This is a genomic window from Mycobacterium pseudokansasii (genome assembly GCF_900566075.1).
In the GTDB taxonomy this organism is placed as follows: domain Bacteria; phylum Actinomycetota; class Actinomycetes; order Mycobacteriales; family Mycobacteriaceae; genus Mycobacterium; species Mycobacterium pseudokansasii.
This window is the reverse complement of the sequence record NZ_UPHU01000001.1, coordinates 3,648,225-3,667,791: the sequence shown is the minus strand read 5'-3', so window position 1 is coordinate 3,667,791 and position 19,567 is coordinate 3,648,225. Positions and strand designations below refer to the sequence as shown.

Annotated in this window: 19 protein-coding genes, 1 tRNA gene and 1 pseudogene; 16 read left to right on the top strand and 5 right to left on the bottom strand. The window is 67.4% G+C overall.

The genetic code is table 11. From position 1 onward, the window contains the following. Nucleotides 1-2: 2 nt before the first annotated feature. From ftsW to EET10_RS16525, 12 genes are all read left to right on the top strand, one after another. On the top strand, nucleotides 3-1,706 hold the full coding sequence (gene ftsW / locus EET10_RS16580) for a putative lipid II flippase FtsW (RefSeq protein WP_036407233.1): 1,704 nt from the start codon (nucleotides 3-5) through the stop codon (nucleotides 1,704-1,706). Next, complete coding sequence (gene murG, locus EET10_RS16575) at nucleotides 1,703-2,902, top strand: undecaprenyldiphospho-muramoylpentapeptide beta-N-acetylglucosaminyltransferase (protein ID WP_122502325.1); 1,200 nt, start codon at nucleotides 1,703-1,705, stop codon at nucleotides 2,900-2,902. Before ftsW ends, murG begins: the two co-directional genes overlap by 4 nt. Beyond that, the gene (gene murC / locus EET10_RS16570; RefSeq protein ID WP_036407230.1) at nucleotides 2,899-4,365 is read left to right on the top strand and encodes a UDP-N-acetylmuramate--L-alanine ligase; all 1,467 of its coding nucleotides are present in this window, start codon (nucleotides 2,899-2,901) and stop codon (nucleotides 4,363-4,365) included. The genes murG and murC overlap by 4 nt, the downstream gene beginning before the upstream one ends. 38 nt (nucleotides 4,366-4,403) lie before the next feature. After that, on the top strand, nucleotides 4,404-5,324 hold the full coding sequence (gene ftsQ, locus EET10_RS16565; protein ID WP_099188441.1) for a cell division protein FtsQ: 921 nt from the start codon (nucleotides 4,404-4,406) through the stop codon (nucleotides 5,322-5,324). Nucleotides 5,325-5,527: 203 nt separating this feature from the next. Then, entirely contained in the window at nucleotides 5,528-6,670 is a 1,143-nt protein-coding gene (gene ftsZ / locus EET10_RS16560; RefSeq protein ID WP_063467508.1) for a cell division protein FtsZ, read from the top strand. Nucleotides 6,671-6,761: 91 nt separating this feature from the next. Beyond that, a complete protein-coding gene (gene pgeF, locus EET10_RS16555; protein ID WP_211187960.1) occupies nucleotides 6,762-7,478 on the top strand; it encodes a peptidoglycan editing factor PgeF in 717 nt (238 codons plus the stop codon). Between the two features lie 5 nt (nucleotides 7,479-7,483). Then, nucleotides 7,484-8,260, top strand: a complete 777-nt coding sequence (locus EET10_RS16550; RefSeq protein WP_036407302.1) for a YggS family pyridoxal phosphate-dependent enzyme — start codon at nucleotides 7,484-7,486, stop codon at nucleotides 8,258-8,260. Between the two features lie 65 nt (nucleotides 8,261-8,325). Beyond that, entirely contained in the window at nucleotides 8,326-9,003 is a 678-nt protein-coding gene (locus EET10_RS16545; RefSeq protein ID WP_036407224.1) for a cell division protein SepF, read from the top strand. A 178-nt stretch (nucleotides 9,004-9,181) separates the two neighbouring features. Then, nucleotides 9,182-9,472, top strand: coding sequence for a YggT family protein (locus EET10_RS16540; protein WP_023364806.1), 291 nt, complete (start codon nucleotides 9,182-9,184; stop codon nucleotides 9,470-9,472). 254 nt (nucleotides 9,473-9,726) lie between these two features. Next, a complete protein-coding gene (wag31, locus tag EET10_RS16535) occupies nucleotides 9,727-10,506 on the top strand; it encodes a DivIVA-like cell division protein Wag31 (protein ID WP_036407221.1) in 780 nt (259 codons plus the stop codon). A 90-nt stretch (nucleotides 10,507-10,596) separates the two neighbouring features. Then, nucleotides 10,597-10,938 (top strand): phage holin family protein, encoded by a 342-nt coding sequence (locus tag EET10_RS16530; protein ID WP_036407218.1) that lies wholly within the window; start codon nucleotides 10,597-10,599, stop codon nucleotides 10,936-10,938. A 110-nt stretch (nucleotides 10,939-11,048) separates the two neighbouring features. Then, complete coding sequence (locus EET10_RS16525) at nucleotides 11,049-12,221, top strand: Fic family protein (RefSeq protein WP_063467492.1); 1,173 nt, start codon at nucleotides 11,049-11,051, stop codon at nucleotides 12,219-12,221. A 400-nt stretch (nucleotides 12,222-12,621) separates the two neighbouring features. Here EET10_RS16525 and EET10_RS16515 read toward each other — a convergent pair whose 3' ends face one another. From EET10_RS16515 to EET10_RS16505, 3 genes and pseudogenes are all read right to left on the bottom strand, one after another. Continuing rightward, a complete protein-coding gene (locus tag EET10_RS16515; protein WP_036407212.1) occupies nucleotides 12,622-13,056 on the bottom strand; it encodes a type II toxin-antitoxin system VapC family toxin in 435 nt (144 codons plus the stop codon). A 3-nt stretch (nucleotides 13,057-13,059) separates the two neighbouring features. Next, a pseudogene (locus EET10_RS30940) lies at nucleotides 13,060-13,515 on the bottom strand (type II toxin-antitoxin system Phd/YefM family antitoxin). 404 nt (nucleotides 13,516-13,919) lie between these two features. Then, nucleotides 13,920-14,005 (bottom strand) — tRNA-Leu (locus EET10_RS16505). Nucleotides 14,006-14,093: 88 nt separating this feature from the next. Here EET10_RS16505 and EET10_RS16500 point away from each other — a divergent pair. Genes EET10_RS16500 through EET10_RS16490 form a run of 3 tightly spaced genes read left to right on the top strand, consistent with a single transcriptional unit; the run spans nucleotide 14,094 to nucleotide 16,755 of the window. Next, nucleotides 14,094-15,485 carry a M20/M25/M40 family metallo-hydrolase gene (locus EET10_RS16500; protein WP_051490786.1) on the top strand — a complete coding sequence of 464 codons (1,392 nt, stop codon included), beginning with the start codon at nucleotides 14,094-14,096 and terminating at the stop codon, nucleotides 15,483-15,485. A gap of 51 nt (nucleotides 15,486-15,536) precedes the next feature. Then, nucleotides 15,537-16,067 (top strand): YbhB/YbcL family Raf kinase inhibitor-like protein, encoded by a 531-nt coding sequence (locus EET10_RS16495; RefSeq protein WP_036407206.1) that lies wholly within the window; start codon nucleotides 15,537-15,539, stop codon nucleotides 16,065-16,067. A gap of 46 nt (nucleotides 16,068-16,113) precedes the next feature. Next, on the top strand, nucleotides 16,114-16,755 hold the full coding sequence (locus EET10_RS16490) for a dienelactone hydrolase family protein (protein ID WP_174719696.1): 642 nt from the start codon (nucleotides 16,114-16,116) through the stop codon (nucleotides 16,753-16,755). Here the strand turns inward: EET10_RS16490 and EET10_RS16485 are convergent. Next, nucleotides 16,743-17,138 carry a hypothetical protein gene (locus EET10_RS16485; protein WP_122502322.1) on the bottom strand — a complete coding sequence of 132 codons (396 nt, stop codon included), beginning with the start codon at nucleotides 17,136-17,138 and terminating at the stop codon, nucleotides 16,743-16,745. The genes EET10_RS16490 and EET10_RS16485 overlap by 13 nt on opposite strands. A 323-nt stretch (nucleotides 17,139-17,461) precedes the next feature. On the opposite strand from EET10_RS16485, the gene EET10_RS16480 reads away from it, so the two are divergent. Beyond that, nucleotides 17,462-18,109 carry a response regulator transcription factor gene (locus EET10_RS16480; RefSeq protein WP_122502321.1) on the top strand — a complete coding sequence of 216 codons (648 nt, stop codon included), beginning with the start codon at nucleotides 17,462-17,464 and terminating at the stop codon, nucleotides 18,107-18,109. Nucleotides 18,110-18,203: 94 nt separating this feature from the next. On the opposite strand, the gene EET10_RS16475 is transcribed toward EET10_RS16480, so the two are convergent. Further along, on the bottom strand, nucleotides 18,204-19,454 hold the full coding sequence (locus EET10_RS16475; RefSeq protein WP_063466498.1) for a sensor histidine kinase: 1,251 nt from the start codon (nucleotides 19,452-19,454) through the stop codon (nucleotides 18,204-18,206). Nucleotides 19,455-19,567: the final 113 nt, after the last annotated feature.

The following is a 19,567-nucleotide window of genomic DNA, read 5'->3' as shown; positions in this document are numbered from 1 at the left end:
GCGTGCGCAGCGCATTCACCCGGCTGAAGCGCCGGGGCAACGCCGGCAATGCCGACAATGCCGAGCCGGCCGAGCCGGAGGAGACGGCCCAGGCTGACGAGCAGGTCGACGCTGCGGCTTCGCCCGACAAGCAGCCGGGCGCGCAGACCGGCGAGAAGTCCCGCGAGAAGTCGGGCGAGAAGTCCGGCGACAAATCCCGGGCAAAGCCCGAGGATGCCGGCCCGCGCACCCGGTTCGGCGTTTGGCTGGGCCGGCCCATGACCTCGTTTCACCTGATCATCGCCGTCGCGGCGCTGCTCACCACGCTGGGCCTGATCATGGTGCTCTCGGCCTCCGGCGTGCGGTCCTATGACGACGACGGGTCGGCATGGGTGATCTTCGGCAAGCAGGTTTTGTGGACCATCGTCGGTCTCGCCGGCTGCTACGTCGGGTTACGCATGTCGGTGCAGTTCCTTCGCCGCGTCGCCTTCTCCGCCTTCGCGTTCACCATCGTGTTGTTGGTGCTGGTGCTGATTCCGGGAATCGGCAAAGAAGCCAACGGTTCCCGCGGCTGGTTCGTGGTGGCGGGCTTTTCGATGCAGCCGTCGGAGCTGACCAAGATGGCGTTCGCGGTCTGGGGTGCGCATCTGCTGGCGGCCCGGCGGATGGAGCACGCGTCGCTGCGGGAAATGCTGATTCCGCTGGTGCCGGCCGCGGTCGTGGCGCTGGCCTTGATCGTGGCCCAGCCCGACCTGGGACAGACGGTGTCGATGGGCATCATCCTGCTCGGGCTGCTGTGGTATGCGGGGTTGCCGCTGCGCGTTTTCGCCAGCTCACTGGCAGCGGTCGTCATCTCTGCGGCGATCCTGGCGATGACCGCGGGTTACCGATCCGACCGGGTGCGGTCGTGGCTCGATCCCGACAACGACCCGATGGACTCGGGCTACCAGGCCCGGCAGGCCAAGTTCGCGCTGGCTCACGGTGGAATCTTCGGCGACGGCCTGGGCCAGGGTGTGGCCAAGTGGAACTATCTGCCCAACGCCCACAACGACTTCATCTTCGCGATCATCGGGGAGGAGCTCGGCTTCATCGGCGCGCTCGGGCTGCTGGGACTGTTCGGGCTGTTCGCCTATACCGGCATGCGGATCGCTCGCCGGTCGGCCGACCCGTTTCTGCGGCTGTTGACCGCCACCGTCACGTTGTGGGTGCTGGGACAGGCGTTCATCAACATCGGTTACGTGATCGGGCTGCTGCCGGTCACCGGGCTGCAGCTGCCGCTGATCTCGGCCGGTGGCACCTCGACGGCCACCACCTTGTCGATGATCGGCGTCATCGCCAACGCGGCGCGGCATGAACCCGAGGCGGTGGCCGCGCTGCGCGCGGGTCGCGACGATACAGTGAACCGACTGCTGCGGCTACCGCTACCCAAGCCCTACATGCCGACCCGCCTCGAGGCGTTTCGCGACCGCAAGCGCGCGCACCCGCAGCCGGCCAAACAGCCGGCTGGCCGGAAGACGCCCAAGGCGATTCGCAAGGCGGGCGAGCCACCGCGGCCGGCGTTGCCGCGCCGTGCCGATCGGCCGGTTCGCCGGTCCGCGGGTACCGCGCGCGCGCCGGGGCGGGGGCACCACCCGCTTGCGGGGGAGCATCATAGAGCGGGTCAGCGCTACGCCGGCCAGCGTCAGGCAGGTCGGGTTCGGGCATTGGAAGGTCAGCGTTACGGGTGAACGACTCGGTCAGGGAGCCGGCCGGTGGGCAGAGGGTGACCGACTACGGTCCTTCGCTGTCGATCGTGCTCGCCGGCGGCGGCACCGCCGGCCATGTGGAGCCCGCGATGGCCGTCGCCGATGCACTCAGCGCTCTGCAGCCGAATGTCCGGATCACCGCGTTGGGCACCCCCCGCGGGCTGGAGACGACGTTGGTGCCCGCGCGCGGCTATCACCTGGAGCTGATCACTCCGGTGCCGTTGCCGCGCAAACCCAGTGGTGACCTGGCCCGGCTGCCGCCGCGGGTGTGGCGTGCCGTCGCGGAGACCCGGGCGGTGCTCGACGCGGTCGACGCCGACGTCGTGGTCGGTTTCGGTGGGTATGTCGCGCTGCCCGCCTATCTGGCCGCGCGGGGTATCCCCGGCATGCGCGGGCGCGGCCGCCGTGTCCCGGTGGTGATCCACGAGGCCAACGCCAGGGCCGGGTTGGCCAACCGGGTGGGTGCCCGCAGCGCCGACCGGGTGCTGTCGGCGGTGCCGGATTGCGGGCTGCGCCGCGCCGAGGTGGTCGGGGTTCCGGTCCGGCAGGCCATCACCGGCCTGGACCGCGCGGCGCTGCGCGCCGAGGCCCGGGCGCATTTCGGCTTCGCCGACGACGCCCGGGTGCTGCTGGTGTTCGGCGGTTCGCAGGGCGCGGTCTCACTCAACCGGGCGGTGTCAGCGGCCGCGGCCGACCTGGCCGCCGCGGGTGTTTCCGTCTTGCATGCCCCCGGCCCCAAGAACGTCTTGGAGCTGCGCACGCCCGGCGCCGGTGACCCGCCCTATGTCGCGGTGCCCTATCTGGACCGGATGGATCTGGCCTACGCCGCCGCCGACCTGGTTATCTGCCGCTCCGGGGCGATGACGGTCGCCGAGGTGTCCGCCGTCGGGCTGCCCGCCATCTATGTGCCGCTGCCGATCGGCAACGGCGAGCAGCGGCTCAATGCGCTGCCGGTGGTCAACGCCGGCGGCGGCATGGTGGTCGCCGACGCCGACCTCACCCCGGCCCTGGTGGCTCGCGAAGTCGCCGGGCTGCTTACCGATCCGCCCCGGCTGGCGGCGATGACGGCCGCCGCCGCGCAGGTGGGACACCGTGATGCGGCCCGGCAGGTGGCGCAGGCGGCGCTGGACATCGCACGGCGGGCTCGCTCCGGGAGCGCCTCCGGGAGAGCCAAGTGAACACCAAGCAGTTGCCGCCCGAACTGCAGCGGGTCCACATGGTCGGCATCGGCGGGGCTGGGATGTCGGGCATTGCCCGCATCCTGCTGGACCGCGGCGGCCTGGTGTCGGGCTCGGACGCCAAGGAGTCACGCGGTCTGCACGCGTTGCGGGCGCGCGGCGCGCTGATCCGGATCGGGCACGACGCGGCGTCGCTGGACCTGCTGCCCGGTGGCGTCACCGCCGTCATCACCACTCGCGCCGCCATCCCCAAGACCAATCCCGAACTGGTCGAAGCCCGGCGCCGCGGCATCCCGGTATTGCTGCGACCGGTCGTGCTGGCCAAGCTGATGGCCGGTCGCACCACGCTGATGGTCACCGGAACGCACGGCAAGACCACCACGACGTCAATGCTGATCGTCGCGCTGCAGCACTGCGGGCGCGACCCCTCGTTCGCGGTGGGCGGCGAACTGGGCGAGGCCGGCACCAACGCCCATCACGGCAGCGGAGACTGCTTTGTCGCCGAAGCCGACGAAAGCGACGGTTCGCTGCTGGAGTACACGCCCAACGTCGCCGTGGTCACCAACATCGAGTCCGACCACCTGGACTTCTACGGCAGCACCGAGGCTTATGTGGGGGTGTTCGACGCGTTCGTGGAGCGCCTGGCGCCCGGTGGCGCGCTGGTGGTGTGCACCGACGACCCGGGCGCGGCCGCACTGGCCCGGCGCTCCGCTGAGCTGGGAATCCGGGTGCTGCGCTACGGGTCGGCCGAAACCGCCGGCGCGCCGTTGGCCGCGACACTGCTGTCCTGGGAGCAGCGGGGCACCGAAGCGGTGGCGCATGTCCGGTTGGCCGGCGAACGGCACCCGCGGGTGATGCGGCTCGCACTGCCCGGACGGCACATGGCGCTCAACGCGCTGGGTGCACTGCTGGCGGCGATCGAGGTGGACGCCGCGATCGACGAGGTGCTCGAGGGCCTGGCCGGATTCGAGGGAGTACGCCGTCGATTCGAGCTGGTCGGCACGGTGGGATCGATACGGGTGTTCGACGATTATGCCCACCACCCGACCGAGATCGGCGCCACGCTGGCGGCCGTGCGCTCGGTCGTCCAGCACGGGGGCACCGGTCGGCTGCTGGTCGTCTTCCAGCCGCATTTGTACTCGCGCACCAAGGCTTTCGCCGTCGAGTTCGGTCGCGCCCTCAGTGCCGCCGACGCGGTGTTCGTGCTCGACGTCTACGGCGCCCGCGAACAACCGCTCGCCGGCGTCAGCGGAGCCAGCGTCGCCGAGCATGTGAGCGTACCGGTGCGCTACCTTCAGGATTTCTCGGCGGTGGCCGGCGAGGTTGCCGCCGCAGCGGGCCCCGGTGACGTCATCGTCACCATGGGCGCCGGAGACGTCACCCTGCTGGGTCCGGAGATCGTGTCCACCCTGCGGGTACACGCCAACCGCGGTGCGCCCGGCCGGCCGGGAGTTCTGCAGTGACCCAACCCGACGAGGGCAGCCCGGTCGACGCCAGCCCGATCGACGTCGTCGCCGGCGTCTCGGCAGACGTCGGTGCCGAAGCGGTCACCGAGCCACTCACCACCGAGGCGCCGGGCGCGCAGCAGTCGGCAGCCGACGACGAATTCGAGGGCCCGCGCCGCCGGGCCCGGCGCGAACGTGCCGAGCGCCGTGCCGCCCAGGCTCGCGCCGTCGCCATCGAGCAAGCCCGCCGCGAGGCCAAACGACGGGCCCGCGGGCACGTCGTCAAAGAGCCCAAACCCGTTGCGCGCGGCGTTGTTCAGGGATTGAAGATGCTGCTGGCCACCGTGGTGTTACTCGTCGTCGGGGTGGGGCTGGCGCTGATCCTGTATTTCACGCCCGCGATGTCGGCGCGCAACATCGTCGTCGTCGGGGTGGGCGCGGTGACCCGCGAGGAGGTTCTCGACGCCGCCCAGGTGCGCCCAGGTACGCCGCTGCTGCAGATCAATACCAGTCAGGTCGCCGACCGGGTGGCGGCGATCCGGCGCGTGGCCAGCGCCCGGGTACAGCGGCAGTACCCGTCGGCGTTGCGGATCACCATCGTGGAGCGGGTCCCGTTGGTGGTCAAGGACTTCCCCGACGGGCCGCACCTGTTCGACCGCGACGGCGTGGATTTCGCGACCGGTCCGCCGCCACCGGCACTGCCGTATATCGATGTGGACAATCCGGGCCCGACGGATCCCGCCACCTTGGCAGCGTTGCAGGTGCTGACCGCGCTGCGTCCCGAAGTCGCAGGCCAGGTGGGCAGGATCGCGGCGCCCTCGGTGTCCTCGATCACCCTCACGCTGGCCGACGGGCGAGTGGTGATCTGGGGGACCACCGACCGTGCCGAGGAGAAGGCCGAGAAGCTGGCGGCGTTGTTGACTCAGCCCGGGCGGACCTATGACGTGTCCAGCCCGGACCTGCCGACCGTGAAATGACGTGGGGCTCAGCGAGCCGGCCCACAAAAAATTTGCGGGTGACGCGTCGGCGCGCCTGCACCGTTAGCACCCGTCGTACCCATACGGTTCTGGTTACGCGGAGGTACTTGACATAACTCTAAATCTATGGTTGAGGTTGAGAGTTTTGCAAGCAGACACACCGCAGGAGGAACCGAGTTTCCCTTCAGGGAGGAAGACGAATGATGACCCCCCCGCATAACTACCTGGCCGTCATCAAAGTCGTGGGCATCGGCGGCGGCGGCGTCAACGCCGTCAACCGGATGATCGAGCAGGGACTCAAGGGCGTGGAGTTCATCGCGATCAACACCGATGCGCAGGCGTTGTTGATGAGCGATGCCGACGTCAAGCTCGACGTGGGCCGCGACTCGACCCGTGGGCTGGGCGCCGGCGCCGACCCGGAGGTGGGACGTAAGGCCGCCGAGGACGCCAAGGACGAGATCGAGGAGCTGCTCCGCGGCGCCGACATGGTCTTCGTCACCGCCGGTGAGGGCGGCGGCACCGGAACCGGTGGGGCACCCGTCGTGGCCAGCATCGCCCGCAAACTTGGGGCGTTGACCGTCGGCGTGGTCACCCGGCCGTTCTCCTTCGAGGGCAAGCGGCGCAGCAACCAGGCCGAAAACGGCATCTCGGCACTGCGGGAAAGCTGCGACACCCTGATCGTCATCCCCAACGACCGGCTGCTGCAGATGGGCGACGCCGCGGTGTCGCTGATGGACGCCTTCCGCAGCGCCGACGAGGTGCTGCTCAACGGCGTGCAGGGGATCACCGACCTGATCACCACGCCGGGTCTGATCAACGTCGACTTCGCCGACGTCAAGGGAATCATGTCCGGCGCCGGCACCGCGCTGATGGGCATCGGCTCGGCCCGCGGTGAGGGCCGGTCGCTGAAGGCCGCCGAGATTGCCATCAACTCGCCGCTGCTGGAAGCCTCGATGGAGGGCGCGCAGGGCGTGCTGATGTCCATCGCGGGCGGCAGCGACCTGGGCCTGTTCGAAATCAACGAGGCGGCCTCGCTGGTGCAGGACGCCGCTCACCCCGACGCCAACATCATCTTCGGCACCGTCATCGACGACTCACTCGGCGACGAGGTACGGGTAACGGTGATCGCAGCGGGCTTCGAGGCCGGCGGTGCCAGCCGCAAGCCTCCCGGGGTGGCCGAGACGGGCGGCGCACACCGCATCGAGTCGGCCCGGGCCGGCAAGCTCACCTCCACGCTGTTCGAGCCGGTCGACGCCGTCAGCGTGCCACTGCACACCAACGGCGCGACCCTGAGCATCGGCGGCGATGACGACGACGTCGATGTGCCGCCCTTCATGCGCCGCTGAGGATCTCGATTTGCTTGCCAGTGCGCGACAAACCGGCTGCGGCGCGACATTGGTGCAACCTGGCGGGCAACGGGTTTCGGATACTGGGAAGGTGAGCGTTCGCATCCGCCGGGTGATCACCACCCGGGCGGGCGGTGTGTCCAAGGCACCGTTCGACACCTTCAACCTCGGCGACCATGTCGGTGACGACCCGGCCGCGGTGGCGGCCAACCGGGCCCGGCTGGCCGCCGCCATCGGGCTGCCCGGCGAGCGGGTGGTGTGGATGAATCAGGTCCACGGTGACCGGATCGCGATGGTCGACGGGCCGCAGAGCGCCGCCGTCGGCGGCAGGGTGGGCACCGACGGATTGGTGACCGGCACCCGCGGACTGGCGCTGGCGGTGTTGTCGGCCGACTGCGTGCCGGTGTTGCTGGCCGATGCGCGTGCCGGTGTCATCGCGGCGGTTCATGCCGGCCGGGTTGGTGCACAGCACGGGGTGGTGGCCCGAGCGGTGGAGGCGATGCTCGACCTGGGTGCCCGGGCCGGCGACATTTCGGCGCTGTTGGGCCCGGCGGCCAGTGGCCGCAATTACGAAGTGCCCGCCGGCATGGCCGACGAGGTCGAGGCGGCGTTGCCGGGCAGCCGCACCACCACGTCGGCCGGAACGCCCGCACTCGATCTTCGCGCCGGAATCGCTTGCCAGCTAAGAGGTTTGGGCATTACGTCGATCGACGTCGACCCCCGGTGCACGGTGGCCGACCCGACGTTGTTCAGCCATCGACGCGGCGCCCCCACCGGGCGGCTGGCGTCGGTGGTGTGGATGGAATGACCGCGATGGTGGTGGACCTTTCGGAGCAGGCAGACCGTCAATCGGAATTGACGCACGCGTTGGCCGCGGTGCGGTCCCGGCTCGCGGCCGCGGCCGAGGCGGCCGGTCGTAATGTCGGCGAAATTGAACTTCTGCCAATTACCAAATTCTTTCCAGCAACCGATGTTGTGATTTTGTGCCGATTGGGTTGCCGCGCCGTTGGTGAATCTCGCGAACAGGAAGCTGCGGCCAAGGCGGTCGAAGTGGCTCGGCTGTTGGCGGCACCGCCAAGGGCCGGGCATGGCAGCATCGGCTGGCACATGGTGGGACGAATCCAGCGCAACAAAGTGCGTTCGCTGGCGCGGTGGGCGCACACGGCTCATTCGGTCGACAGCCCGCGGTTGGTGACGGCGCTGGATCGCGCCGTCACCGCGGCGCTGGCCGAGCGCCGTCGCGACCATCCGTTGCGGGTTTACGTCCAGGTGAGCCTCGACGGCGACGTGTCACGCGGCGGTGTGGACATCACCGCGCCCGGAGCGGTGGATCGGATCTGCGCGCAAGTGGATGAGGCACCGGGCCTGGAACTGGTCGGTTTGATGGGCATCCCACCCCTGGACTGGGATCCGGACGAGGCGTTTGACCGGCTGCAATCCGAGCACAACAGGGTGCGCGAGTCGTTCCCCGGGGCGGTCGGGCTGTCCGCCGGCATGTCAGCTGATTTCGAAACTGCCGTCAAACATGGTTCGACGTGTGTGCGTGTCGGTACCGCGCTATTGGGTCCGCGGCGGTTACGGTCACCGTGAATAGTCACTGTAGTCACACCTTCATCACAGACAACAGGTAACCCAGGGCTAGAAGGGGTCAAGCGATGAGCACACTGCACAAGGTCAAGGCCTACTTCGGTATGGCTCCGATGGAGGAATACGACGACGAGTATTACGACGACCGCGCGCCCTCACGCGGTTATTCGCGGCCCCGATTCGAAGACGATTACGGCCGTTATGAAGGACGCGACTACGAGGATCCCCGCGACCCCCGCGACCCCCGTCGCGACCCGCGTGGCGACTTGCGCGGCGAGCCGGCCGACTATCCGCCGCCCAGCAGCTATCGCGGCGGGTACCCCGACGAACCGCGATTCCCGCCCCGTGAGTTCGACCGTCCCGACATGGCACGGCCGCGCTTCGGCTCATGGCTGCGCAACTCCACTCGCGGCGCGCTGGCGATGGACCCGCGCCGGATGGCGATGATGTTCGAAGACGGCCACCCACTGTCCAAGATCACCACGCTGCGGCCCAAGGACTACGGCGAGGCGCGCACTATCGGTGAGCGGTTCCGCGACGGCACGCCCGTCATCATGGACCTGGTGTCGATGGACAACGCCGACGCCAAACGGCTCGTCGACTTCGCGGCGGGTTTGGCCTTCGCGTTGCGCGGCTCGTTCGACAAAGTCGCCACGAAGGTGTTCCTGTTGTCACCCGCGGACGTCGACGTGACCCCGGAGGAGCGTCGCCGGATCGCCGAAACCGGTTTCTACGCTTACCAATAGCCGCATCTGGCGATGCGCAGCCCGGTGGGTGGCAGCTGAGCCCGCCGGGCTGGTTGCGGCCCGGCCCGGCCGCCGGCGATCGCACCACATGTGTGTCCGTCGGCCGAGTCGGTAGGCTTGCGCTTGCCGGCCTCACGGACGGCACATTCACATCCTCGTCGGTAAGGTCGGGCTCTCGTTGGTGCTGTTTTTTCAGATCCTTGGGTTTGCGCTGTTCATCTTCTGGCTGCTGCTGATCGCGCGGGTCGTCGTCGAGTTCATCCGCTCGTTCAGCCGCGACTGGCGCCCGACCGGGCTGACGGTGGTGATCCTCGAGATCATCATGTCGATCACGGATCCACCGGTGAAGCTGCTGCGCCGGCTGATCCCGCAACTCACCATCGGCGCGGTGCGCTTCGACCTGTCCATCATGGTGCTGCTGCTGGTGGCGTTCATCGGAATGCAGCTGGCGTTCGGCGCTGCGGCCTGAGCCGTGCACTCATTGCCCGGACATAGTTGGGCGACGGTTCGGCCACGATTCGGCGACAAGTTTCGGCACGGGATTTTCAAATCTAAGAAATGTGATTTATTTGCCTCAGAGATTGAAATTGGCCCTTATTTATTAGTCCAATCGGCAACCGCCGAGTCTGGTGTGACAGGATGGACGGTAGTTGCACGACGGCTACCACTCCGTTCTACACTTTCCAGATCGTTTGACCGTCCAGGAACTCGAGGGGACAAACAATGCCGCTTACACCTGCCGATGTCCACAATGTGGCGTTCAGTAAGCCGCCTATCGGCAAGCGCGGGTACAACGAAGACGAGGTTGACGCCTTCCTTGACCTGGTGGAAAACGAACTGACCCGGCTCATCGAAGAGAATTCCGACCTGCGCCAGCGGATCGCCGAGCTGGATGCCGAGCTGGCCTCCGGCGGCGCCGGTGCCGGCGTGACCGCCGCGCCCACGCAGGCCATCCCGGTCTACGAACCCGAACCCGAGCCGGTCAGGCCCGCTCCGACGGGAACCAACGAGGAGCAAGCCCTCAAGGCGGCCCGGGTGCTGAGCCTGGCCCAAGACACCGCCGACCGCCTCACCGCCACCGCCAAGGCCGAGTCGGACAAGATGCTGGCCGATGCTCGCGCCAACGCTGAGCAGATCGTCAGCGAGGCCCGGCACACCGCCGAGACCACCGTCGCCGACGCCCGGCAGCGCGCCGACGCAATGCTTGCCGATGCCCAGGCCCGGTCCGAGGCCCAGCTGCGGCAGGCCCAGGAGAAGGCCGACGCCCTGCAGGCCGACGCCGAACGCAAGCATTCCGAGATCATGGGGACCATCAACCAGCAGCGCACCGTGCTGGAAGGCCGCCTCGAGCAGCTGCGCACGTTCGAGCGCGAGTACCGCACCCGTCTCAAGACCTACCTGGAGTCCCAGCTCGAAGAGCTCGGTCAGCGTGGATCGGCGGCTCCGGTCGATTCCAGCGCCGATGCCGGCGGTTTCGACCAGTTCAACCGGGGTAACAACTAGCTCGACACGGGCCGCACACTCGCCGGGCGGCACGGCCGGTGCTGCAAGCTTGGTACGTTTAGTTGCTGCTCGCCGGCTGGAGGATGACCCATGCTGATCATTGCCCTGGTATTGGCCCTGATTGGGCTCGTTGCGCTGGTGTTCGCGGTGGTCACCAGCAACGTGCTGGTGGCGTGGGTGTGTATCGGCGCCAGCGTGCTGGGCGTGATCCTGCTGATCGTCGACGCCATCAGGGAACGTCAGCACCGGGACGCGGGCGGCCAAGACCGCGATGAGGCCGACGAAGAACCCGAAGACCAGGAGGCGGTCGACTACCCGGATGACGAGGCTGGCGTCGATGAGTCGTTCGACGATGCCGAGGGGGAGGTGGCCGAGGAATCAGAGGAATCGGCGGTATCGGCCGACCGTGGCGGTGACGACAGCACCCGCTGAGCGCGGCTTGCCGGCAACCCGTCGCCCGGGTCCGGACAGTCCCGCATCATGTGAAGTCGACGGGAGCTATTAACTTCATTTAGCCACATAAGTGAGGTTAGGCTGAAGCAATGACGTCACTTCGCCCCATCACCTACGAGGACGTACGTTGGGCACCACAGGGGATGCGGTACGCGAGCGCCGCGCTGCTGAAGTACGGCACCTACCACCCTGCTGTGCCGGCCAACATTGCCGAGCTGGTCCTGGAACTGCCGCCGTCCGTGCTCGCAGAAGCCGAATCCGCCAGCAACGAGATCACGCGCTTCGACGCTGAACTCGGAGGCGAAATCGCACCGTTTGCCGCCGTGTTGCTGCGGTCAGAGTCCGCCGCAAGCTCGCAGATCGAGAACCTGACCGCATCAGCCCGCGCTATCGCCGAGGCAGAGCTGCCCGGTGGCAAGGCCAAGCGCAACGCCGAGATGATCGTCGCCAACACCGCTGCGATGCAAGCAGCGGTCGCCCTGTCCGGCACCGTTGACGCCGACGCCATCCTGGCGATGCACCGCGCGTTGATGGCCAACGAGCCACGCCATACGCCAGGCGAATTCCGCACCGAGCCAGTGTGGATCGGCGGTGGCTCCACCCCCATCGGTGCGACATTCGTCGGCCCGCGCCGCGAGCTGGTCCCCGGCGCGATTGACGACTTGATCGCCTTCGCGCAGCGCGCCGACGTTCCCGCGCTGCCGCAGATCGCGGTGGCCCATGCACAGTTCGAGACCATTCACCCCTTCACCGACGGAAACGGCCGCACGGGCCGTGCGCTGGTGCAAGCCCTGCTGCGCAACAAAGGCCTGACCCGCCAGGTGACGGTGCCGGTCTCGGCTGGGCTGCTGGCCGACACGGACGCATACTTCGTCGCGCTGACTACCTACCGCGACGGTGCCGCCGCGCCGATTGTCGAGCGCTTCTCACAGGCCAGCATCCTGGCTATCGCCAACGGGCGTCAACTGGTCAGCGACCTTCGCGATATCCGGGAGGCATGGAACGACGTGATCACCGCGCGGTCCGACTCGGCGGTGTGGAAGGTCGCTGACTTGTTGGCCCGCCGCCCGGTCGTCAACGCTGCGCTACTCGCGCAGGAGCTGGGCATCGAGTCCACCAACGCTCACCGCTACCTCAACCCGCTCACCGAGGCGGGAATCCTCGTCGAGACGACCAGCGGGCCCCGCAACCGCGTGTGGCGTTCTCCTGAAGTGCTTGCCGCGCTCGACGCGTTCGCCGAACGGGCCGGACGGCGAGGCTGACGCCGTGCGAAAAGTCCATGGGCGTTGCGAGATAACACCATTTCCCGGGATGTCACGCATTTTCGCCCTCCGCGCGAGGCTTTGAACAGTTTGTCGGCCTGTTCGTGTGCATGCTGCGGCCACTACGGACGGCGGCATGCCTTAATGCGTTGGCCAGGAAGGTCATTCCGCCTCGACCGGACCCATGATGAGCACGTCCGTAGGCATACTCGACAACCGCGCCCAGGTGTGCGCGGGCCTGGGTCTTCGTCTTGAGTACGATCTCCATCAGCGACGAGACAAGGTGACGGCCGACTTGAGTCGTGTTGCCGGTGTTGTGTGCGAGGGGACTTGGCCATCTGCGACACGGGTCCTGACCTGGCGAATCGGGGTTGTTCCACGCTGATGTCGAGCGGTTGGATCAGGCGTCGAGTTGGGCGGGGGCGACTCGGCATCCGGTGGCTTGGGCTCCGGTGTGCAGGCGCCGATCCCAAACGGCGACTATCAGGCCGGGGTCGCCGACTGCCAACGCGCTGGCCAGGTGAACAGCGTCGGCTCCGCGCAGGGCATGGGCTCGGGCGAGGCGGCCGGCGTGCTGTTCAACCTTCATGGTGAGTTCGACTGGGCGGGTGGCGGCCCAGAAGTCCTCCCAGTCACGCTCGGTTCTGGCGAGCTCGGATTCGGTCAGGTCGTGATTGCGGGTCGCTGCGGCGAGTGCGGCGCGGACTTCGGGATAGGCCAGGCGGCTGGACAATGCGGCATCGCAGCCATCCCATAGCGCGGAAGCCAGCGAGCTCCCTTTCTCGGTGGTGAGAAGTTTGACGAAGGCGCTGGCGTCGAAGTAGACGAGCGACACCGGTCAGCGCCGCTGGTCGCTGACCCGGTCAGACACCGGCCGCCGCGGTCGGGGCCCGGACCGACCCGCAGCGACGGGCCGCTGCCCGGTGGCCTTGCCAATCACGCCTTCGGCCGTGAGACGCTCCAAGGTGCCTGCGCTGTCCAGCGCAGCGAGTCGCGCGACCGGAATCCCGCGGTCGGTGATGACGACCTCAACACCAGCCCGAGCTCGATCGAGCCAATCGCTGAGGTGCGCGCGCAACTCGGTCACGGATACATCCACACCGTGAACTGTACACTCATTGACCCGTGATTTGTACATGTCACTACTGAGGTGCGCCAACGAGGACCTGAGAGATTGACCTGCGCAAGCCGGAGGTGAGGTGGCAACGGGCAGGTACACCGATTCGTCCGCGGTGCTGGCGACGCCGAGACGGCCGATGTCATGGTGGCTGGTCGCCTTCCGTCTAAGCTGCATCCGAAGGCGTTGCGGCGGAAGGTGTTTGCCGCCCCAGTGGGACTTTGGTGCAGCTGGCGTTCGTGGTCAGCTATATGGCGACGGCAGCACCTCCGTGTGCACCCGCGACACGCCCACCCGACCCGGGCCGCGCGCCCCGTAGCTAACAGCCGCCCCGCAAGACTCACCGGCTGAAAGAGACGCGAGCCCGCTGAATGCGTCATGCTCTTCCGCGGTCGTCGTGTGCTCGCTTTGCACGAGCACCGCGGTGACACCCCACGGCATAGCGCCGCAATGGGATATTCGCCGTTCACCGTACGACAGATTGAGGATATCAACGCGATGCCCAAACGATGCCAGCAAATGCAGAAATCCCGCTCTGATCGAGTGCATAGCGGGTTTCCATGATTGTAGCTAACAAATTGTGTCCGAGGGGGGACTTGAACCCCCACGCCCATTAGTAGGGCACTAGCACCTCAAGCTAGCGCGTCTGCCATTCCGCCACTCGGACAAAACCACTCGCATGAGTTGGCAGCTAAGGCTATCCGATCGGCTCGCCTCAGCCCAACCGGGCTCGCGCCTTCGGCCGGAGGATCCGGATGGGCGGGGCACTCAGAAGCGGCCCGGAGTGCCCGAGAGTGGTAGGAAAGGTGACTGTGACAAGTGCGGGCGATGACGTTGCCGAGGTTGTCAGCAGGTTGATCCGGTTCGACACCACCAACACCGGGGACCCGGAAACCACCAAAGGCGAGGCCGAGTGCGCGCGCTGGGTGGCCGAACAGCTCGCCGAGGCCGGCTACCAGCCGGAATACGTGGAGTCCGGTGCGCCCGGCCGCGGCAACGTGTTCGCCCGGCTGGCCGGCCCCAAAGGCCACGCCGGTTCCCGGGGCGCGTTGCTCATCCACGGGCATCTGGACGTGGTGCCGGCCGAACCGGCCGATTGGAGTGTGCACCCGTTTTCCGGTGCGATCGAAGACGGTTATGTGTGGGGCCGCGGCGCGGTCGACATGAAGGACATGATCGGCATGATGATCGTGGTCGCCCGGCATTTCCGGCGCGCCGGCATCGTGCCGCCGCGGGACCTGGTCTTCGCGTTCGTGGCCGACGAGGAGCACGGCGGCAAGTATGGTGCGCAATGGCTGGTGGACAACCGCCCCGATCTGTTCGACGGTGTCAGCGAGGCGATCGGTGAAGTCGGCGGGTTTTCGTTGACCGTGCCGGGCCGCGACGGCGGTGACCGCCGCCTGTATCTGATCGAGACGGCCGAGAAGGGCATCCAATGGATGCGCCTGACGGCACGCGGCCGCGCCGGGCACGGCTCGATGGTGCACGACCACAACGCGGTCACCGCCGTCGCCGAAGCCGTCGCCCGGCTGGGCCGGCACCAATTCCCGCTGGTGTGCACCGACACCGTGGCCGAGTTCCTGGCCGCCGTCAGCGAGGAGACCGGCCTCACCTTCGACACCGATTCGCCGGACCTGGACGGGGCGATCGACAAACTCGGCCCGATGGCCCGCATGCTCAAGGCGGTCCTGCACGACACCGCCAACCCCACCATGCTCAAGGCCGGGTACAAGGCCAACGTCGTCCCCGCGACCGCGGAGGCGGTGGTGGACTGCCGGGTACTGCCCGGCCGGCAGGCGGCGTTCGAAGCCGAGGTGGACGAGCTGATCGGGCCGGACGTCACCCGGGAGTGGATCCGGGACCTGCCGTCGTATCAGACCAGCTTCGACGGCGATCTGGTCGATGCCATGAACGCCGCGGTGCTGGCCGTCGATCCCGACGGCCGGATAGTGCCTTACATGCTGTCCGGCGGTACGGACGCAAAGGCCTTCGCGCGCTTGGGGATTCGTTGCTTCGGTTTCAGCCCGCTGCGGTTGCCGCCCGATCTGGACTTCACCTCGTTGTTCCACGGTGTCGATGAGCGGGTACCCGTGGATGCGCTGAAGTTCGGCACCGAGGTGCTGACACACTTCCTGACCCACTGCTGATCCTGACCCACTGCTGATGTTGAGTGAGCCGACAACCCGGAAGGACCGAGCATGACAACACCACCCGACCCGTATGCCGCACTCCCAGAGCTGGCTTCTTTCAGCCTGACCTCGGCCTCGGTGACCAACGGCCAGCCACTGCGCACCGCACAGGTCAGCGGGATCATGGGCGCGGGCGGACAGGACGCCAGCCCGCAACTGAGCTGGTCGGGCTTTCCGCCGGAGACGCGCAGCTTCGCGGTCACCGTCTATGACCCCGACGCCCCGACGCTGTCCGGGTTCTGGCACTGGGCGGTGGCCAACCTGCCGGCCGAGGTGACCGAACTGCCCGAAGACGCCGGCGACGGCCGAGAGCTGCCCGGCGGCGCACTGACGCTGGTCAACGACGCCGGTATGCGCCGCTATGTCGGCGCCGCGCCGCCGCCCGGACACGGTGTGCACCGCTACTACGTGGCGGTGCACGCGGTGGACGTCGAGGAACTGGACTTGAGCGAAGACGCCAGCCCGGCGTTTCTCGGTTTCAATCTGTTCCAGCACGCGATCGCACGGGCGGTCATCTACGGCACCTACCAACAGACCTGAGAACAAACGCAGGGACGTCGCAGTCCGCCGCCGCCCTCGGCTCCGAATGACAGATGTGCCCCCACATCGTCGCGCCGCGCGTGCCTGTGTTCTCGTGCTGCCGGGTGGCAAGGTCCGCAGCGACGACGCATCCAGGTGGTGGCAGCCGGCCAACCTGAGGATGATGTTCCTCACCCGGGCATTGCGGCGTCGGCTGGGGCGCGACGTGCAGGTGCGACGCGTTCAGTACCGCCGGCGCGGCTGGAACAGTCCGCGTCTGGATGCCGTTCGCGACGGCTTGGCGGCGCTCGACGATGTGCGACAGCGGCTTGCACCCCAACACGTGGTGTTGGTGGGCCATTCGATGGGCGGCCGCGTTGCCGCGCAGCTGTCCGGTCGAGGTGACGTCGGGGCAGTGGTGGCGCTGGCGCCGTGGTGGATTGACGGTGACGGGGACGTGATCCCTGCGCGGACCCGGCTCCTGGTCCTGCACGGCACCGCCGACACGTGGACCGACCCGCGCAGTTCGCGTACTCAGGCCGCTCGAGCCCGCCGCCGCGGGGTAAATGCCCAGTGGGTGGGAATCCACGGGGCAGGCCATTACATGGTGCGCCGTTGGAGTGAGTGGCACTGGCGCACAACAGATTTCGTTGTTGACTATCTGTCGGACGGGCGGCGCTACAGCCCGGGCAAGCATCACGGGAAATAGCAGGGGCTACCCGGAGGCTGAGCCTTCATGACCAGATCGACCAGCTTGACAATGGCCATGCTCAGCATCGCTTGCACCTCCGGCTGCTGATCCGGAGGCAGATTACGGGTGTCCCGGTCCACGACGGTGACCTGCTGCTGTAACTGGGCTATGCGCTGCTGACGCTGCTGCGGCGTGAGGCTGTCCCAGCTATCGTCCAGGTCGGAGATTTGCTGCCGCAGATCTTGCACCTCCGACCTGGGGTCGGATTCCAGCCGGGGGGCCGGCTGCAGCAGCTGGACGCCGCTCACCTGTGGTGCCGCCGTTACCTCGCCGTGCGCCGGGCTTGCTGTCAGCAGCATGCCGGCCACCAGGCCGGCTGCCGCGATCACTGTGATTTTCATGAATGTTCGTTTCTGTCGGCTCGGCATCGCTGTTGCGGGGAATAACACTTCAGCGGCGTTGCTACCGATCCCAACTTTCAACGAACTTCAACGCATGCCGTCGGACCCGGCAGGTTGGACGGCGCGGTGAATCCTGTTGTGCCCAAGTTGCGCACGTCGAGCTGAGTGGTAACACGGCTTCGCGGACGTGCCGCGCAGTTGCACCTGCGTAACCCGTGTCGGGAAATCGTCGCGCCTGCTTGTCACGGGAGCAACAATGTTGAGGTGCCCGTCCGGCACTCGGCCGGGACGAATAGCTTTGCCGAGAGCGCTTGGAGCACCGCATGGCAGATTCCGCTGACCGAGTCACCGTCGTAGTAGCCGACGATCACCCGGTAATGCGTCAAGGGGTCGTGCGCGCCCTCAAGTCCAGCGGGCGAGTGGAAGTCGTCGCCCAGGTGGCCGACGGCCGCGCGGCGCTGGATGTCATCCGGCGACTGCGGCCTGCGGTCGCACTTCTCGACTACAAGATGCCCGAGCTGGATGGTCTCGAGGTCACCCACGCGATAGCCCGCGACAGGTTGCCCACGCGCGTGGTGCTGCTGAGCGCGTTTGATGACAGTCCCGTCGTCTACAAGGCTCTGGCCGAGGGCGCCTCGGGATTCTTGACCAAGGAATCCGACAGCGACGAGATCGTGAACGCCGTGATCAGATGCGCCGAAGGCGCCTCATACCTGCCGGCCGGGATAGCCGGCGGGCTGGCTGGTGAGGTGAAACGGCGGGGCAGGGGAGCGACGACCTTGCTGACCGAGCGTGAGGCCCAGGTGATCACGATGATGGCCGACGGGCTCTCGGTTCCGCAGATCGCGTCGCGACTTCACTTGGCGCGCAGCACGATCAAGACGCACGTGCACAGCCTTTACGAGAAACTTGGAGTTTCTGATCGGGGAGCGGCCGTCGCCGAGGCGATGCGGCGTCGATTGCTCGAATAGCCGTCGGCGTCGGGGCCCGCGGCATGGGCGGGGCCTTGGCGGTCGGGTCGCTGCGGGAAGCGCGTCGACTAAGCGTGACGGCTTCGGTTGGCGTTCAACACCGTTGAGACTCCCAATCGGTCCCGTGCGGCACCGTCACCGAGCCGCTGGTCGCCGCCGGGCGCCGAAGCGGCAGCTCCACGCGCAGGTGCGCGCCGACGGGTTCCTCGAGGATGGTCAGACTGCCGCCGGCGGCTTGGACCCGCGCCCGGTGCGAGGCAAGGCCGATGTGTCCCTGGGCGAGACGACGCGCTGCGGCGTCACCGGTTATCCCGATTCCGTCATCGGCCACGTCGATGCGGGCGACCTCGCCGTCGACCGTCAGTTTCACCGTCGCCGAGCCGGCCTGCGAATGACGGGCCACGTTGGACACCAACTCGCGGATCACCCCGAACAGGATCGGGTCGATCGCATTCGGCTCGGGGTAATCGATGTCGGCCGTGATCGCCATGCCCGAGCGGGCCGCGGTGACGGCGACGAGTTTCTCCACCGCGGCCGCCAGGCCGACTTGGTCGAGTAGAGCCGGGTGTAGCTCAAAGGTCGCCTCGCGCAGCAGCCGGGAAGCATCCTGCAGGCTGGCCAGTGCCTGTTCGAGGGGTGCATCCGGGGACCGCTTGAGGAATCCGGCGATGTCGCGGCGGGCCGCGAGCACGTCTTGCAAGGGTCCGTCATGGATGAACTCCGATATCTGCCGCCGCTCGGCCTGCGAGGCGTTCATGGTCTCGGCGAGTAGCTCTTCGCGCGAGGTCGTGAGTTCGGCCAGTTCGTCGATGTTGCGCAACCGGAAAATCACCACCAACAAGGCTGTGCCGCAAATGAATCCGTAGACCAGCACTATCACCGCGGTCTCCCACGGGCCAATCCGGCGCATGATCACGGGGTCTTGAAGAACCGATGCGGTAAAGACCGCGAAGGTACAGGCCAGTACGACACCGGCGCGCCGCAGCGACAACTCGACAGCCACCATGCGCGGCAGCAGCGCCATCACCAACAGCGGAATAAATCCGCCGGGTGAGAGCAGTTTGAAACCGAACACCGCGGCGACGTCGGTCAGCGCGAGGGTCAACAGGGCGCGGTCGTCGTTGAGCAGCTGACTCGTGCCGGCATAGGTCAGCAGCAGCGCGCCGATGGTCACGATGGCATAGACGCCCAGCAGCACGGCCTGCTCGGGCAATCGAGCCGGATCGGTGACAGTCGGCATTGCGCTGAACATGATGACGGCGACGCCGACGCGAAGTATGGACCCGCCCTGCAATGAGCGCAACCGTTGTTTGCGCAGGACCTGCTCGATATCCGTGCTGTTCATCGGTGACCTGGGCTTAATCGTTGGGATCGTTGGGGCCGTTCGCGTTTTACCTTATTGCCGGATACTGCCGATCGGATAGCGTCCATCCCGCGAATGCACCGGATGACCGGATG